The organism is Paraprevotella clara YIT 11840 (genome assembly GCF_000233955.1).
GTDB lineage: Bacteria > Bacteroidota > Bacteroidia > Bacteroidales > Bacteroidaceae > Paraprevotella > Paraprevotella clara.
This window is the reverse complement of the sequence record NZ_JH376578.1, coordinates 22,977-39,840: the sequence shown is the minus strand read 5'-3', so window position 1 is coordinate 39,840 and position 16,864 is coordinate 22,977. Positions and strand designations below refer to the sequence as shown.

At 51.0% G+C, this 16,864-nt stretch carries 9 protein-coding genes; 7 read left to right on the top strand and 2 right to left on the bottom strand.

All coding sequences use genetic code 11. The annotated features are described in order from the left end of the window. Positions 1-5 precede the first annotated feature (5 nt). Together HMPREF9441_RS00595 and HMPREF9441_RS00590 are read left to right on the top strand one after the other, a co-directional pair. Positions 6-389 carry a GtrA family protein gene (locus HMPREF9441_RS00595; protein WP_008616750.1) on the top strand — a complete coding sequence of 128 codons (384 nt, stop codon included), beginning with the start codon at positions 6-8 and terminating at the stop codon, positions 387-389. Further along, complete coding sequence (locus HMPREF9441_RS00590; protein ID WP_008616748.1) at positions 382-1,347, top strand: glycosyltransferase family 2 protein; 966 nt, start codon at positions 382-384, stop codon at positions 1,345-1,347. Before HMPREF9441_RS00595 ends, HMPREF9441_RS00590 begins: the two co-directional genes overlap by 8 nt. Before the next feature lie 990 nt (positions 1,348-2,337). Here the strand turns inward: HMPREF9441_RS00590 and HMPREF9441_RS00585 are convergent. Further along, entirely contained in the window at positions 2,338-5,601 is a 3,264-nt protein-coding gene (locus tag HMPREF9441_RS00585) for a glycoside hydrolase family 2 (protein WP_008616743.1), read from the bottom strand. Between the two features lie 206 nt (positions 5,602-5,807). Here HMPREF9441_RS00585 and HMPREF9441_RS00580 point away from each other — a divergent pair, with 206 nt between their 5' ends. From HMPREF9441_RS00580 to carB, 3 genes are all read left to right on the top strand, one after another. Beyond that, a complete protein-coding gene (locus HMPREF9441_RS00580; protein WP_008616737.1) occupies positions 5,808-8,495 on the top strand; it encodes a 4-alpha-glucanotransferase in 2,688 nt (895 codons plus the stop codon). Between the two features lie 29 nt (positions 8,496-8,524). Next, positions 8,525-10,162 (top strand): ABC-F family ATP-binding cassette domain-containing protein, encoded by a 1,638-nt coding sequence (locus HMPREF9441_RS00575; RefSeq protein WP_008616736.1) that lies wholly within the window; start codon positions 8,525-8,527, stop codon positions 10,160-10,162. 146 nt (positions 10,163-10,308) lie between these two features. After that, positions 10,309-13,533 (top strand): carbamoyl-phosphate synthase (glutamine-hydrolyzing) large subunit, encoded by a 3,225-nt coding sequence (gene carB / locus HMPREF9441_RS00570; protein ID WP_008616734.1) that lies wholly within the window; start codon positions 10,309-10,311, stop codon positions 13,531-13,533. Between the two features lie 61 nt (positions 13,534-13,594). Here carB and HMPREF9441_RS00565 read toward each other — a convergent pair whose 3' ends face one another. Next, positions 13,595-14,476: a hypothetical protein gene (locus tag HMPREF9441_RS00565; protein WP_008616733.1), complete on the bottom strand. Its 882-nt coding sequence runs from the start codon at positions 14,474-14,476 to the stop codon at positions 13,595-13,597. A gap of 189 nt (positions 14,477-14,665) precedes the next feature. On the opposite strand from HMPREF9441_RS00565, the gene HMPREF9441_RS00560 reads away from it, so the two are divergent. After that, on the top strand, positions 14,666-16,042 hold the full coding sequence (locus HMPREF9441_RS00560; protein WP_008616730.1) for a DUF5690 family protein: 1,377 nt from the start codon (positions 14,666-14,668) through the stop codon (positions 16,040-16,042). 23 nt (positions 16,043-16,065) lie between these two features. Continuing rightward, entirely contained in the window at positions 16,066-16,857 is a 792-nt protein-coding gene (gene phnX / locus HMPREF9441_RS00555; RefSeq protein ID WP_008616728.1) for a phosphonoacetaldehyde hydrolase, read from the top strand. Positions 16,858-16,864: the final 7 nt, after the last annotated feature.

The following is a 16,864-nucleotide window of genomic DNA, read 5'->3' as shown; positions in this document are numbered from 1 at the left end:
TCTTTATGATACAGAGAAAGAAACTCTTTGCCACGTTTGTCCGTTTCGGCATGGTCGGGGTGTTGGCCACAGCGCTCCATTACGGCCTTTATTACCTCCTGCATTTTATAATGGGGGCCAATGCGGCCTTTACGGTCGGTTATCTGTTGGGCTTCGTGGCCAACTTCTACCTGACGTCTTATTTTACCTTCGGCACATCGCCTTCGTGGCGCAAGTTGTTCGGCATGGGAGGGGCGCACGCAGTGAACTACCTGCTGCAAATCGGGTTATTGAACTTTTTTCTCTGGACGGGGGTAGATGAGGTGTGGGCTCCTCTTCCGGTCTACGCCATAACCGTTCCCGTGAATTTCATATTGGTACGTTTCGTATTTACATCTAAAAATGAGTGAGACAATGAAACTGGTAATCGTGGTGCCTTGTTATAATGAAGAAGAAGTGTTGGCCGAGACGACCCGTCAGCTTTCTTCGGTGGTGGATGAATTGCTTTCGGACGGGAAGATAGACGAAGGTAAGATTCTCTATGTGGACGACGGTTCGCGCGACCGCACTTGGGAACTTATCCGGGGATTTTCCAAAACACATCCAAGTGTGACCGGGCTGAAGCTGGCGCACAATGTCGGTCATCAGCAGGCGTTGTGGGCCGGTTTGGAGTGGGCGGCTTCCCATGCGGATGCCGCCGTGTCCATCGATGCCGACTTGCAGGACGACGTGCGCTCCATCGTCGGGATGGTGGATGCCTGGCGCGGAGGAGCCGACATCGTGTACGGCGTGCGCCGGGAGCGTACGACGGATACTTTTTTCAAGAAAAATACGGCCTTGGCTTTCTATAAGCTGATGAATGCCCTTGGAGGAGACATCGTTTACAATCATGCCGATTTCCGCCTGATGAGCCGCCGCACGTTGCAGGCTTTGATGGCTTATCCTGAACGGAATTTGTTTTTGCGCGGGATGGTGTCGGCTTTGGGCTATCCTTCGGCACGGGTGTATTACGACCGTAAGGAGCGTATGGCCGGCGAGTCGAAATATCCTTTCAGCAAGATGCTCAGTTTTGCGTTGGACGGCATCACGTCTTTTTCCGTCCGTCCGTTGCGTTATATTTCCATGCTCGGCCTGTTGTTCATCCTCATTTCTTTGGTAGCGATAGCCTATGGTATCGTGGTGTATGTAGAAGGCAATACCATTCCGGGATGGACTTCCCTTCTGGTTTCCGTGTGGTTCATCGGAGGAACCATCCTGATGGCTTTGGGCATCATCGGGGAGTATGTGGGCAAGATATATAAAGAGGTAAAGCGGCGGCCGCGTTATTTCATAGAACAGACTGCGGGGATACAGGAGCCGCATGATTGAAGTTTCAACCGCCCGTCCGATGCCATGATTTTTCTTCCGGACGGGCGTTTTTTGTGGATAGGCTACTGTCAAAATATCTCTGTTTATATCCTGTTCTCTTTCAAAAAGACAGATTTTTCAAGTTTTAGAGTTGACGAAAAATAAGAAAACAGGGGCATTCCACGTGTTTCTTTTGCATAATTATTCGTTTTTCGCCTTGTTTATGCGTTTTCCTTTGCATATATTCAAATCGTTCGACTGAGATTGATTTTTCGTTTGCAGTCGTATGCAATACGTTTCTCCGCATGTGGGTGCGGAGCTGTCTGCAAATGGCCGGAAATCTTTGCGGAAATACGTTAAAAAAACGACTTGGGTTGCCGTTTTTTCTCTAAACGGTGGCCTTGCGGAAGCAAAGATGAAAAAACAAAATGTACATCAGGAAACGTCTTAGGCTTGCGCGAACGGGAAAACATGCGGAGTAGGGAAGGAAAACGCCTGTCATAACGTAAGGGAATGAGGCGTCGGGGGTGACATGCCGTCTTGGGCCTGCTGCGACGAGAATCGCGTATTTTCCTTCAGGCAGGGTTGTGGATTCAAATATGCGATTCTGGAGGGCATGGCTTTGTCTTTTTGTCAAAGTGTCAATACCGGATACGGGTAAGGGTAAAAAACAGGGGACACTTTCTAAAAAGTATCCCCTTTATGGTAAAAGCCGCACCGATGATGTGATGAAAACTCCGAGCTAACAAGATTTGAGCGCCCGTCACCTTTGTAATCCACCGGCAATTAAGCTACCCGAAGGCGTGGCCCGCCATTAGTGAGCGAAGCATTCTCGGTTTTCTGAAATAAATTGATGAGTATCCCAATCTAACCGATGCGGCTCCCTTTTCTGTATGACAAAGATAAGTCATTGTGCCCGAAAAAGCAAATAAAATGCGTGTTTTTTTAGATAGGAAATGAAATGCCCCGCTTCTTTGTCGGAAAAGAGGCGGGGCTGTTCGTGTCTCAGGCTTATTTGAAATGTTCCAGAAGCTTCTCCAGTTCGGCGGTAGAAATGATTTCCACACTGCCGTGTTTCACTTCCGTAGGATTCCGGATTTCGTCGTCAGGTATAGGATACCATTTGTGTTGCGACGGGTCGGTACAACCGGTATAGCTTACTCCCCGGTCGCCATTGAACTTGTCGAAATAGAGGAACCATCCTTTGCCGCCTATGGCCGGAAAGACTTCCGGGCCTTCGACTTCTATGTAGCGCGATGGCAGTAGCGGAGTGGAACCTTCGAAGCGCTGCACGCACGGGTCGAGGCTCTTCGACGTGGCACAACGGATGGTCTTCTCTCCGTTGCGTTCGTCCTTGTAGTAGGCATAGTATGTGTCCCCTTCTTTCAGGATGGTCATATCGATGGCTGTGAAGCCCGGGTCGAAGTAAACAGCCGGAGTGGAGAAAGTGAGCCAATCTTTCGTGGTACAGTAATGATGCACCTGCCTGTCGCCGATGCGGGAGGACCAGTAGAGATAGAACGTGCCGGTCTGTCCGTCGTAAGTGAATTCCGGTGCCCAGGCGTTAGGCGATACGGGGCCGCCGTCGTGTCCGTCCATCAGCATGATTTTCCCGTCGTCGGTACGTGTACCGCCGTTGGCGGCTGTCCAATGAATGAGGTCATCGGACTCCCAGTGGAACAGGGCAGGATGATCCCAGCCCCAAGTATGTATGAGATGGAATTTGGTTTTACCATTGTGCGTGACACGGTGCAAATAAGGGTCGCGCAGCCAGACTTCGTCGTCGTAAGCATTGAAAACGGGGCGGCTGCCATTGATGTCGGTCCATGTCTTTCCGTCACGGCTATAGGCATAGAACAAGTGCTGTGCGCTGGCTTTGAAATAAGACATGAGGTACACGCTGTCTGTGGCCCTGACCTCCGGCATGGCTTGCCGTCCGGGCATGGGGCCGACGGAATATTCCTCAACGGGGATATATTCTGTGTAGCGCAGGCCCGCGTCGATGTATTGGCCTCCGTAGCCTTGGTGGGCATGGATGGCCATGACATTGTCGCTGTTCGGTTTCAGCGTGGCAAGCGCTTCCGGGGCGATGGGTTGCGCCACATAGCGCGTGGCCCATCCTTTGACTTCGTATGCTTTGACACCGTTAAGGTAGACTTCGCAGTCGTCGTCTTGGTAGAGCCAGAGTTGCAAGGCGTTGATTTGTGCCTGCGAAAGGTTGCCGATGGAGAAGTGGCGGCGTATGTAAATATCGGATGTGTTCCACGCGCTCCGTACGAAAGTGTTGGGCGGACCGCCGGCACCGAAACCGGCTTGTCCTTTGTCCCATTGGCTGTCGTCGAACGACGGGGCATACCAATCACCGGATGGCGTAACGGTGGTATAGCTCCACACTTCGTCGGACGATGTGTCCGCAGCGTCGACCACTACAGTTTGGCGTGAGCGGTTGTGGATGGTGCGCAGGATTTCTTCGCGTACGGAAGCCTGTTCTTCCGGGGCTATCTTGAACACCTTGCGGTCGTAAGTAAGCAGTCCGTTCAGTTCTTGCTCCACGTCGCTCGTCTGCGTATATACGGATGCCCAGATGCCTTGTTCCTGCAATCCTTGCAAGGCGACGGTGTAGGCATTGAACCTTTCGGCCAAAGCCTTGCTGTCCGCTACGGAAGTGTATTCCATGTCGTTGCCTTTCCACAGATGCCCCTCCACTTTGAGGGTGATGCCCCCGTATTCCCCGCATACGGCCACCCGTTCGTTGAGCGGATTGCTTTGGAGCGAAGGCACGGGATAGCTATGCTGGTCGATGATGTCGCCAGCCTCGAAGTCCACCCATCCGCTTGCCGCATTGATAAGGCGGGTGTCGTCGGCTTTGCGGATGGCCTCCACGCCACGGCGCGTATGGCTGTCGTTGCCCGAAGCATACTGTCCCCAGCCTTCGTTGTAGGCTACCCATACGACGATGCAAGGATGATTTTTCAGCGTGTTGACGATGCGCGTGCACTCATCGTAGAAGTTCTGCCGGATAAACTCTTGGCTGCCGATACTGCCGTTCTCGTCGAAGCTCTTGCTCGGCATGTCTTGCCACACGAGCATTCCCATCTTGTCACAGTAATAGTACCAGCGTGCGGGTTCTACCTTGATGTGTTTGCGTATCATGTTCATACCTAAAGATTGTACGACTTCTATGTCGTAGCGCATCCCTTCGTCCGAAGGAGGAGTGAGCAGACCGTCCGGCCACCATCCTTGGTCGAGCACACCGAATTGGTACAGCGGTTTGTTGTTCAATAGCATGCAGGGATGACCGTCCACCATACCCCGGCTGATTTTACGCATGCCGAAGTATCCTTTCACTCGGTCGGTCTGCGTGCCGTTATGATACAGGCGGATGTCCATGTCATAAAGGTGGGGGGAACCGGGTGCCCATAATTTGGCATCCGGTATGCTGACCGTGCGGGCCGAGTTGACGGGGATTCCGGTCAGAGTGGCCACCGTTTTCCGTCCGTCCTTGACGATGATGTCGGCCGTGGCGGACGTGTTGGCGGACTCGACCGTAAGCGAAACGGTTCCCGCATCGATGTCCGACGTCACGCTGTAGCCGCTGACGTGTGCGGCGTCAACCGGTTCAATCCATACGGTTTGCCAGATTCCCGTTACCGGAGTGTAGAAACACCCGCCCGGTTTGAGGGTTTGCTTGCCCAACGGTTGCCCGCCATGGTTCGTGGGGTCTGTGACCGTCACTTGTATTTCCTGTTCTTCTCCGTCGCGAAGCAGCGGTGTGATGTTCATGGAGAACGGGTCGCTGCCGCCGCTGTGGCTTCCGGCTTTTTGTCCGTTGACGTACACGGCACATTTCCAGTCCACCGCCCCGAAATGGAGCAGGATGTGCCGGCCTTTATAGGCTTTGGGAAGTTTGAACGTGCGTTGATATACGAAAGTAGACTGTGTGTTTTCTTCGAAATTCGTATCCATAATGCCGGACAGGGCCGACTCTATGGGAAAGGGCACCAATATCTTTTGGTTGAACGCCGTAGGCGATAGGTTGTAACTAAGGTCTACCGACTTCTTCTTGCAGTAATCCCAAGGGCCGTTGAGCGACATCCATTCACTGCGTTCCATTTGCGGACGCGGATATTCGGTCCATACTTTGTCGGGGTTGATTTTTTCACCCCACTCGCTCATGATGGGAGCTTTTTTCCGAACCCAATCCGCAGCCATCAGGTTGGTGGCCGCCATCAAGGCAAGAGCGGTAAATAGGTTTTTCAATAGGTTGTGATTCATAACATAAAAATATATTTAAGTAATATACAAATTTAACGATTCGTTGTGCGGTTCATTGTATGTATTTGGGAAAAAGACGAAAACTAAATGTCTTTTTGGTGTAAAATAACTAATTCATGACGTAAAAAGAGAGGTTTTTATTTTGTTCTCCGCCCTTCATCTCTTATCTTTGTACGAATACTTTTAAAGAGCAAACCCACAAATTTATGAAACTGCATTTCTCGATAGAATATCTGACGCATTGGGGGGAAGACGTCAGGGTGTCCCTGACGTTGGTCGATGCAAAGAGACGTACCCAGACACAGACTTATCCGATGGAAACCCGTGACGGCCACCGATGGACGGGAGAAGTGCTCATTACTGACGGACGCATCCGGTCTTTTCATTATCATTATAGTGTATATAAGGAAGGCCGTAAGTTCCGGACGGAATGGGACTTCGTACCTCGCCGTTTCAGGGCCGACATCACCAAAACTTATTTGTTCCGGGACGCCTGGCAGGATGTCCCCCTCTTGTCTCATCTTTATACTTCCGCTTTTACGCAGTGTGTTCGTCCGCATACGGCCGAGACGGAAGGACTGCCATATTTCAACAGTACGTTGATGTTGAAGGTGAGTGCTCCTCAGCTTGAGGAAGGGCAGGCGTTGGCTCTCCTTGGGAACCAACCGGCGTTGGGAGAGTGGAATCCGGGCTTTGCGTTCCGCATGAAAGAGACGGGGCTGTACGAGTGGAGTGTGACCTTGAGCGCGGCCGGTGTCACTTTTCCCATGGAATATAAATATGTCGTCATTGATGCGAAGACGGGCGATTTCGTGGCGTGGGAAGGCGGAGAAAACCGTGTGCTGCCGATAAGCGGGGTGGCAAAAGACGAAGTGGTCGTTATCTCGGATCCTCCGTTACGGATTCGGGGAAACCGTTGGAAAGCGGCCGGTGTGGTCATACCCGTTTTTTCATTGCGTAGCGAAGGCAGTTGCGGGGTGGGGGATTTCGGCGACCTGAAAGCTATGGTCGATTGGACGGTGCTTACCCGGATGCGCGTCATTCAACTGTTGCCTGTGTACGACACGACTATTCATAAGAATTGGCTGGACTCTTATCCATATAATAGTATTTCCATTTATGCGCTCCATCCCCAGTATGTCGATTTGCGCCAGTTGCCGAAGCTTGCGGACGAAAAGGAAATGGCGGAATACGAAGAGCGGCGGGCGGCTTTGAATGCTTTGCCCCAAGTGGACTACGAGGCGGTAAGTGCCTTGAAGCAAGAGTATCTGCATGCCGTGTTCCGTCGTGAGGGTAAAGAAATGCTGTCCTCCGAACGCTTTACGGCTTTTTTCAAGCGGAACGAAGATTGGTTGGTGCCCTATGCGGCGTTTTGCGTGTTGCGCGACCGTTTCGGGACGGCCGATTTCCACGCATGGCCGGAGTATGCGGAATACAGGACGGAAGACATACGTGCTTTTTGTCGTCCGTCCGCTCCGGCCTACGAGGAAGTCTCTTACTATTATTATGTACAGTTCTGCTTGCATGAACAGTTGTTGGCGGCTTCCGATTATGCCCGTGCGAAGGGTATCATTCTGAAGGGAGACATCCCCATCGGCATCAGCCGCAACAGTGTGGAGGCTTGGGTGGAGCCGTACTACTTTAATCTGGATGGCCAGGCCGGTGCGCCGCCCGATGATTTTTCGGTCAACGGCCAGAACTGGGGCTTTCCTACTTATAACTGGGAGGTCATGCTCGAGGACGGTTGCAGTTGGTGGGTGCGTCGTTTCCGTAAGATGGCCGAGTATTTCAATGCCTATCGTATCGACCACGTGCTGGGATTCTTCCGGATATGGGAGATTCCGTCCGACTCGGTACATGGTCTGCTGGGACATTTTTCCCCTTCGCTTCCGATGAGTGTGGAAGAGATTGAGGGCTATGGGCTTCGGTTCCGGAAAAATTATTTTACCCATCCCAATATCAGTGATTGGGTATTGGATAAACTGTTCGGTGAACGTGCCGAGGAAGTGAAGGCCGTTTATCTGGATGCTTTGGGCATGGATTGGTATGCGTTGAAGCCCGAGTATGACACGCAACGTAAGGTGGAAGCGGCTTTTGCCGGAAAGTCTTCGGCCGAGGATGCGGCTTTGCGTGAGGGGTTGTATGCGCTTATCAGTAATGTGCTCTTCATTCCCGACCCGAAACAGCCGGACAAATATCATCCGCGTATTTCGGCCCGGTGCGATTATCTGTACCAGACATTGAGCGAGGAAGAGAAACGGGCTTTCGATGCCTTATACGAAGATTATTATTACCATCGGCACAACGAGTTCTGGTACGGGCAGGCCATGCGTAAACTGCCCGTCTTGGTGGAAGCGACTCAAATGCTGGTGTGTGCCGAAGATTTGGGCATGGTGCCGGAATGCGTCCCTTGGGTCATGGACGATCTGCGCATCCTGACGCTTGAGATTCAAACCATGCCCAAGAAGTTCGGGCTGAAATTCGGACGGTTGGAAGAAAATCCTTACCGGAGCGTGGCCACCATATTTACCCATGATATGCCCACCCTTCGCGGGTGGTGGGAAGAGGATGCCGTGCGCGCGCAACAATATTTCAACGAGGTGTTGCAAAAAGACGGGGAGGCTCCTGCTTCCATACCGGGGTGGTTGTGCGAAGAAGTAGTGGCACGTCATCTTTATTCTCCTTCGATGCTCTGTCTGATTTCGTGGCAGGACTGGATGTCGATAGATGAACGGTTGCGTTATCCCGATGCGGATTTTGAACGTATTAACGTACCTTCCAATCCGCGAAACTACTGGCATTACCGTATGCACCTGACGATAGAGGAATTGATGGGGTGCGACGACTTGAACCGGAAAATCCGCATGCTGATTACGCATAGCGGAAGAGATTGAAAGCTTTTATTCATATTCAAAAATAATTTATGGTATCTGTAGACGGACTGGCCGTGGAATTCGGCGGAACGACTTTGTTTAGCGATATTTCTTTTCAGATTAACGAGAAAGACCGTATTGCCTTGATGGGAAAAAACGGGGCAGGAAAGAGTACATTATTGAAAATATTGGCCGGGGTGAGGCTGCCGACGCGGGGGCGTGTCACGGCTCCTAAGGATTGTGTGATAGCTTATCTGCCACAGCATCTGATGACGGAAGACGGGCGTACGGTATTTGAAGAGGCTTCGATGGCCTTTTCCCACCTGAAGGAAATGGAAAGGGAAATAGAAGTCCTGAATAATGAACTGGCAACCCGTACGGACTATGAGAGCGAGGATTATATGGCTTTGATAGAGAAGGTGGCCACGATGAGCGAGAAGTTCTATGCCATCGACCTGACCCATTTTGAAGAAGATGTGGAAAAAGCCTTGTTGGGATTAGGATTCGAGCGTTCGGACTTTACGAGGCCTACGAGCGATTTCAGCGGAGGCTGGCGCATGCGCATCGAGTTGGCTAAATTGTTGTTGCAGGAGCCTGACGTGTTGCTGTTGGACGAGCCGACCAACCATTTGGACATCGAAAGCATACAGTGGTTGGAACATTTTCTGACGGAGAGTGCCCGTGCCGTAGTGGTCATCAGCCACGACCGCAAGTTTGTGGACAATATCACGACGCGTACGATAGAAGTCACGATGGGGCGTATCTACGATTACAAAGTCAATTACAGCAAGTATCTGGAACTCCGTAAGGAACGGCGCGAACAGCAAATGAGACAGTACGAGGAGCAACAGAAGATGATTCAGGAAACCAAAGACTATATCGAACGTTTCAAGGGTACATACAGTAAGACGTTGCAGGTGCAGAGCCGTGTGAAGATGCTGGAAAAGTTGCAGATTATCGAGGTGGACGAGGAAGATACGTCGGCTTTGAGGCTGAAGTTTCCGCCTTCGCCCCGTAGTGGGAACTATCCGGTGACGATGGAGGACGTGGGTAAGCGTTACGGCGACCATCGTGTGTTCGGCGGCGTCAACCTGACGGTAGAGCGGGGCAACAAGATTGCTTTTGTAGGACGTAACGGTGAGGGTAAGTCCACTTTGGTGAAATGTATTATGGGGGAGATAGAGCACGAAGGCACGTTGACGTTGGGACATAATGTCCAAATCGGTTATTTTGCCCAGAATCAGGCTTCGTTGTTGGATGGAGAACTGACCGTGTTCCAGACGATAGACGATGTGGCCCAAGGGGAAATCCGCACGAAGATACGCGATTTGTTGGGAGCTTTCATGTTCGGGGGCGAGGAAAGTACCAAGAAGGTGAAGGTGCTTTCGGGGGGAGAACGTACACGTCTGGCGTTGCTCAAACTCCTGCTCAACCCGGTCAACCTGTTGATATTGGACGAACCTACCAATCATTTGGACCTGAAGACAAAGGATATTTTGAAGCAAGCCTTGGTGGCGTTTGACGGCACGCTGATTGTGGTGAGCCACGACCGGGACTTCTTGGACGGATTGGTTAGTAAAGTGTACGAATTTGGTCATGGAAAGGTGCGTGAGCACCTGTGCGGCATTTATGAGTTTTTGGAACAGAAAAAATTGGAGAACTTACAAGAGTTGGAGCGGAAACGTTGATTTTTTCCCCCTTTGCCGATATTTTCCCGTGAATTTCTGGGAGAAAAAAAATAGAATGCTTAATTTTGTCCCAATTTTGGGGTTCTGTGTAAAGCGGGACTCTCGAAAGCGTGTGATTGTAAAACAACTATAATTCTGAAAAGAGGATGAAGAAACAATTCAAAAAGGTCTTGGTTTTGGGTTCCGGAGCGTTGAAAATCGGTCAGGCCGGTGAATTCGATTATTCCGGTTCACAGGCACTGAAAGCATTGCGTGAAGAAGGTGTCCGTTCTGTGTTGGTTAACCCTAACATTGCTACCATTCAAACTTCCGAAGGAATTGCCGATGAGGTCTATTTCTTGCCGGTCACTCCTTATTTTGTGACGGAAATCATTAAAAAAGAACGTCCCGACGGCATTTTGCTGGCATTCGGAGGCCAGACGGCGCTGAACTGCGGAACGGAACTGTATCGTAACGGAGTGTTGAAGGAATACGGCGTGGAAGTGTTGGGCACTTCGGTGGAAGCCATCATGTACACGGAAGACCGTGACCTTTTCGTGAAGAAACTCGACGAAATCCCGATGAAGACTCCTGTCAGCAAGGCGGTAGAGAATATGGAAGACGCCTTGGCTGCGGCGCGTGAAATCGGTTATCCGGTCATGATTCGTTCTGCATACGCATTAGGCGGTTTGGGCAGCGGCATCTGTCCGGACGAGGAACGTTTCATCGAATTGGCCGGCAGTGCTTTTACCTTCGCACCGCAGGTTTTGGTGGAAGAATCCTTGAAAGGCTGGAAAGAAATCGAGTTCGAGGTCATCCGCGATGCGAACGACCATTGTTTCACCGTAGCCAGCATGGAAAACTTCGACCCGTTGGGTATCCATACGGGCGAGTCCATCGTAGTGGCGCCGACTTGTTCGCTGACGGAAGAACAAGTGACGATGTTGCAGGATTTGTCTAAGAAATGTATCCGCCATCTGGGAATCGTAGGCGAGTGCAACATCCAATATGCTTTCAATGCCGAGACTAACGATTACCGTGTCATTGAAGTAAATGCCCGCCTGAGCCGTTCTTCGGCGTTGGCTTCCAAGGCCACCGGTTATCCGTTGGCCTTTGTGGCTGCCAAGATTGCCTTGGGGTACACGTTGGATCAGATAGGCGAGATGGGGACGCCCAACTCAGCATACGTGGCTCCTTCGCTGGACTATCTGATTTGCAAGATACCACGTTGGGACTTGACGAAATTCGAGGGCGTGTCGCGTCACATCGGTTCGAGCATGAAATCGGTAGGCGAAATCATGTCTATCGGCCGCTCGTTCGAAGAGATTATCCAGAAAGGTTTGCGTATGATAGGCCAGGGGATGCACGGTTTTGTGGGCAATGACCACGTGCATTTCGAACAACTGGACGAAGAGCTCTCCAACCCGACGGATTTGCGTATTTTCGCCATGGCACAAGCTTTGGAAGAAGGGTATACCATACAGCGTATTTATGAGTTGACGAAGATAGACCCGTGGTTCATCGGCAAGTTGAAGAACATTGTCGATATGAAGAAAGAACTGGAGGGACATGATACGTTGGAGTCCGTTACTCCTGAGTTATTGCGTGAGGCCAAGCGGTTGGGCTTCTCCGATTTCCAGATTGCACGCTTCGTGCTCAAGCCGGAAGGCACCAATATGGAGAAGGAAAACCTTCAGGTGCGCCAGTACCGTAAGCAACTGGGTATCTTACCGGCTGTGAAGCGCATCAACACGGTGGCATCCGAACATCCGGAACTGACGAACTACCTTTACATGACATACGGTACGGACGGCTACGATGTCAATTATTACAAGAATGACAAGTCTGTCATCGTGTTGGGTTCCGGTGCTTACCGTATCGGTTCTTCGGTGGAATTCGACTGGTGCTCCGTCAACGCGGTACAGACCGCACGCAAGTTGGGTTACAAGTCCATCATGATCAACTATAATCCAGAGACGGTTTCGACGGACTACGACATGTGCGACCGTCTCTATTTCGATGAGTTGTCTTTCGAGCGTGTGCTCGACGTGATCGACTTGGAGCAGCCGGGCGGTGTCATCGTGTCCGTGGGCGGACAGATACCGAACAACTTGGCCATGAAACTCCATCGTCAGTCGGTACACATCCTGGGCACGTCTCCTGTGTCTATCGACCGTGCGGAGAACCGCAACAAGTTCTCGGCCATGCTCGACCGTCTCGGCATCGACCAGCCGGCTTGGCAGGAGCTGACCAGCTTGGACGACATGAAGGCTTTCATCGACAAGGTGGGTTATCCTGTATTGGTTCGTCCGTCGTACGTGCTTTCCGGTGCGGCCATGAACGTATGTCACAATGAGGAACAGTTGACCCGTTTCTTGGAAATGGCTCGTGAGGTGTCGAAAGAGTACCCGGTAGTGGTGTCCCAATTCATGCAGGAAACGAAAGAAGTGGAGTTCGACGCCGTGGCACAGAACGGAGAAGTGGTGGAATACGCCATCTCGGAACATATCGAATACGCCGGTGTGCATTCAGGCGATGCCACATTGGTGTTCCCGGCTCAGCACTTGTATTTTTCAACCATGCGTGCCATCAAGAAAATCAGTAGCCGCATTGCCCGTGAGTTAAACATTTCCGGTCCCTTCAATATCCAGTATTTGGCTAAGGGAAATCAAATCAAGGTCATCGAGTGCAACCTCCGCGCTTCCCGCAGTTTCCCTTTCGTGTCGAAGGTGTTGAAGCGCAACTTCATCGAGACCGCCACACGTATCATGTTGGATGCACCGTACGATCGTCCCGATAAGTCGGTGTTCGACATCGACCGTATCGGCGTGAAAGCTTCGCAGTTCTCGTTCGCCCGTTTGCAGAATGCCGACCCCGTGTTGGGTGTGGACATGTCTTCCACCGGAGAAGTCGGTTGTTTGGGGGACGATTTCAATGAGGCTTTGCTGAATGCCTTGATTGCTACAGGTTACAGTGTGCCGAAGAAAGCGGTGATGCTTTCGTCCGGCGCGGTGCAGTCTAAAGTAGACCTTCTGGAACCCAGCCGCATGCTGGCCGCCAAGGGTTATGACATCTATGCCACGGAGGGTACGGCCCGCTTCTTGAATGACAACGGAGTGAAAGCGATAGCCGTGCATTGGCCCGACGAGCATACGGCAGCCGAGAACAACGTGTTGACGATGATAGCCCAGCATAAGTTCGATTTGATTGTCAATATCCCTAAAGACCAGACCAAGCGTGAACTGACGAACGGTTACCGTATCCGTCGCGACGCTATCGACCACAACATACCGTTGATGACGAATGCCCGTTTGGCCAAGGCATTCATCGAGGCGTTCTGTCAGATGGATATGGAACAGATCCAGATAAAGAGTTGGCAGGAGTATAAATAAGATATAAGATAGAAGAAGCCGCGCTTTTGTCCGTCGGGGGCAGAAGCGCGGTTTTTGTTTTTCAGAGTTCCAGCATCTTTTTTTCCCGTTCCAAGTCTTGGGTATCCAATGACGGAGACGGGACGGTACAAGTCTTGATGAAATCTCCCGGTTGGCACGTATAATTATAATAAGGTAAGAGGTCGTCCGGTATTTGTTCTTTGGGAATGATTTCGCCTTTCAGCGCCAGGAAATCGTCCATATCCGTGCTGTCGGAATGCTTGACGAAGAGAATCCGGCGTGCTATCGGGTTACGGTTGTAGTCGAGACAGAGGTAAAGCCCCTTCAGCATTTTAGGAAAGTCGTACATGGGGAGTTGCAGGTAGATGGTAAAAAGAGCCAGTTCCGGACTCTCACGCTCGTTGAACAGGATGTAGGAACTCGTGTGATTGTTGAAAAGCCCCACGCCGGAATGGGTGGTGTTGTAGGCACTCATGTGCACCACCCGTACGTATTCGTTGTTTTCGGAAGCCGTGATGAGGTAAGGTTCCACTTTCAGGGCGTCAGCAGCCGACGAGAGACTGTAGCTGATATAAATGCCGCTGTAATTATAGGCCTCCTGTGCGGAAACCTGCGATTCCCTGGCCATCATGTCCCAAAAAGGGCTTTTTCTCTTTTCTCCGCCTTGTGGCGGTTCCAGTTCAAAAAGCCTTTCTTTCATGTCTTCCAGATTCCCGAGCAGCCGTTTCTTGGATACGTTGTTCACTTGCGAGAGGGCATAGTCCAAAGCCTCTTCCTCGGCAATGCCTTTCTTTACTTCGCCGATAAAGGTCGGCAGGACGCTGGAGTAGAGCGAAGAAAGTACGCTGGCCGCCATTTGGGTATGGTCGGCTATTTCTTTCATCTTCACTCCGTTGTTTCTCAAGTATTCTATGCGTTTGTAAATCTCAAAAAGTTCGTTCATTGCACCTTTTATATTGTATTACCGACTGCAAAGTAAATACATTCATGTTATAGTTCTGTTGCATGAATGTTTCATTAATGTTACATAACAATTCGTTGATTACATGAAAGTTATTAATAATAGAATTTCATTTTTCCGTTTGGGAATACATGATAACTTTGCCGTCGAAAACCAAGAAACGATAGAAAAATGGAGATTATGGAATTGAAGGCAAATCAGAAAAAGGCACTCTCGGACGTATTGTTCATCTTGTGGGCCGGCGGTGCGGCTTTGTTGTCTTATTCATTGGTATATGCACTTCGCAAGCCTTTCACGGCAGCCACGTTCGACGGGCTTGATTTTTTCGGAATGGACTATAAGACGGCCACGAGCATCGTGCAGATTGCGGGTTATTTCCTCTCCAAACTCATCGGTATCAAGGTGATTTCGGAGATGAAAAAAGAGAACCGGCTGAAGTTCATTATCGCCTCTGTGGCTGTGGCCGAATTGTCTTTGGTGTTGTTCGGAGCGTTGCCCCGTCCTTATAATGTCTTTGCCTTGTTCTTCAACGGGCTGTCGTTGGGTTGCATGTGGGGTGTGATATTCAGTTTCTTAGAAGGCCGGCGGGTGACGGATTTATTGGCCAGTCTGATGGGTTTGAGTATCGCCATCAGTTCCGGTACGGCCAAGTCGTTGGGGCTTTTCGTGATGAACGGGCTTCATGTCAGCGAATTCTGGATGCCCGCGTTCATCGGTGCGTTTGCTTTCCCGTTGCTTTCTTTGTTGGGATGGGCGATGACCCGGCTTCCGCATCCTACGAAGGCCGACATGGAATTGCGTACGGAGCGTGTGGCTCTCGACCGCAAGGGACGTTCGGCCGTATTCAAGAGCTTCATGCCCGTGTTGCTGATACTCTTCTTTGCCAACCTGTTCATTACCGTGTTGCAAGACCTTAAAGAAGACTTCCTCGTGAAAATCATCGACGTAAAGGCGGCCGGTTTGTCTTCATGGGCTTTTGCCAAGATCGACGCTACGGTCACTTTGGTGATCCTCATACTGTTCGCAGCCATGTCGATGGTGAAGAGCAACGTCAAGGTGCTCTGTCTTTTGTTGGCCTTGGTTACTTGCGGCTGTGCCGTGTTGAGCAGTGTGGCCTTCAATTACGAGGCTTGGAATTTGCCCGTCACGCTTTGGCTTTTCTTGCAGAGCCTGTGCCTCTATACCGTCTATTTGAGTTTCCAGACTCTTTTCTTCGAGCGTTTCATCGCTTGTTTCAGGATAAAAGGCAACGTGGGCTTCTTCATTATCACGCTGGATTTCATCGGTTACATGGGTACGGTGTTGGTTCTGGTGTTCAAGGAATGTTTCAATCCCGATGTCAACTGGTTGCAATTTTATAACTTTGCGTGCAGTTATGTGGGCATCATTTGCAGTGTGTCTTTTGCCTGCTCTGCGGCTTACATCGTATGGCGTTACCGCCGGGAACGCCACCGTGGCCCGAAGAATTTCGTCTATACTCCCTCTGCGCCGTTCCCTTGCGAGGGCGAGGAGTATGCCCTTTCCCCGGAAGTGATTAAAAACAGATAAACCATTAGTTCAAACATAGAAACATGAAAAAAATTGAGTGCATCATTTTAGATTGGGCCGGTACGGCTGTGGATTACGGTTGCTTTGCCCCCGTGGCGGCTTTCATCGAGAGTTTCAACGAGATCGGCGTGCCGGTGACGGCTGCAGAGACCCGTGCTTACATGGGGCTGACTAAGATTGAGGAAATCCGTGCCCTGTTCAACATCGACCGGGTCAAGGCTGCTTTCCGCGAGAAGTTCGGTCGCGACTACACCGATGAGGACGTGCAGGCCCGTTACGTGGCTTTTCAGCGCGTGTTGTTTGACACCTTGGAGAATTATTCCGAACCGATACCCGGCGTGGTGGATACCGTAGAGGCATTGCGCAAGGCCGGTATCAAGATAGGCTCCACTACCGGATATACCGACAAGATGATGGACATCGTGATTCCGGCTGCGGAAAAAGCCGGTTACAAAGTGGACAACTGCGTGACTTCGGATCATCTGCCTGCCGGACGTCCTTATCCTTATATGGTCTACCGGAATATGATAGATTTGGCCGTACCGTCGGTGGATTGCGTGTTGAAGTACGGAGACACGATAGCCGACATCAAAGAAGGCGTGAACGCCAAAGTGTGGACCGTGGGTGTGGTTATGGGAAGCAACGAACTGGCTCTCACGCAGGAAGAGGTCGCAGCCATGCCGGCCGGTGAATTGGACGCACGCAAGGCCGAAGTGCGCCGCCGCATGTTGGAAGCCGGTGCCCACTATGTGGTGGACGACATTACGGAACTTCCGGCAATAATCGAGATGATAAATCAGAAAATGAATCAATAATTTATAA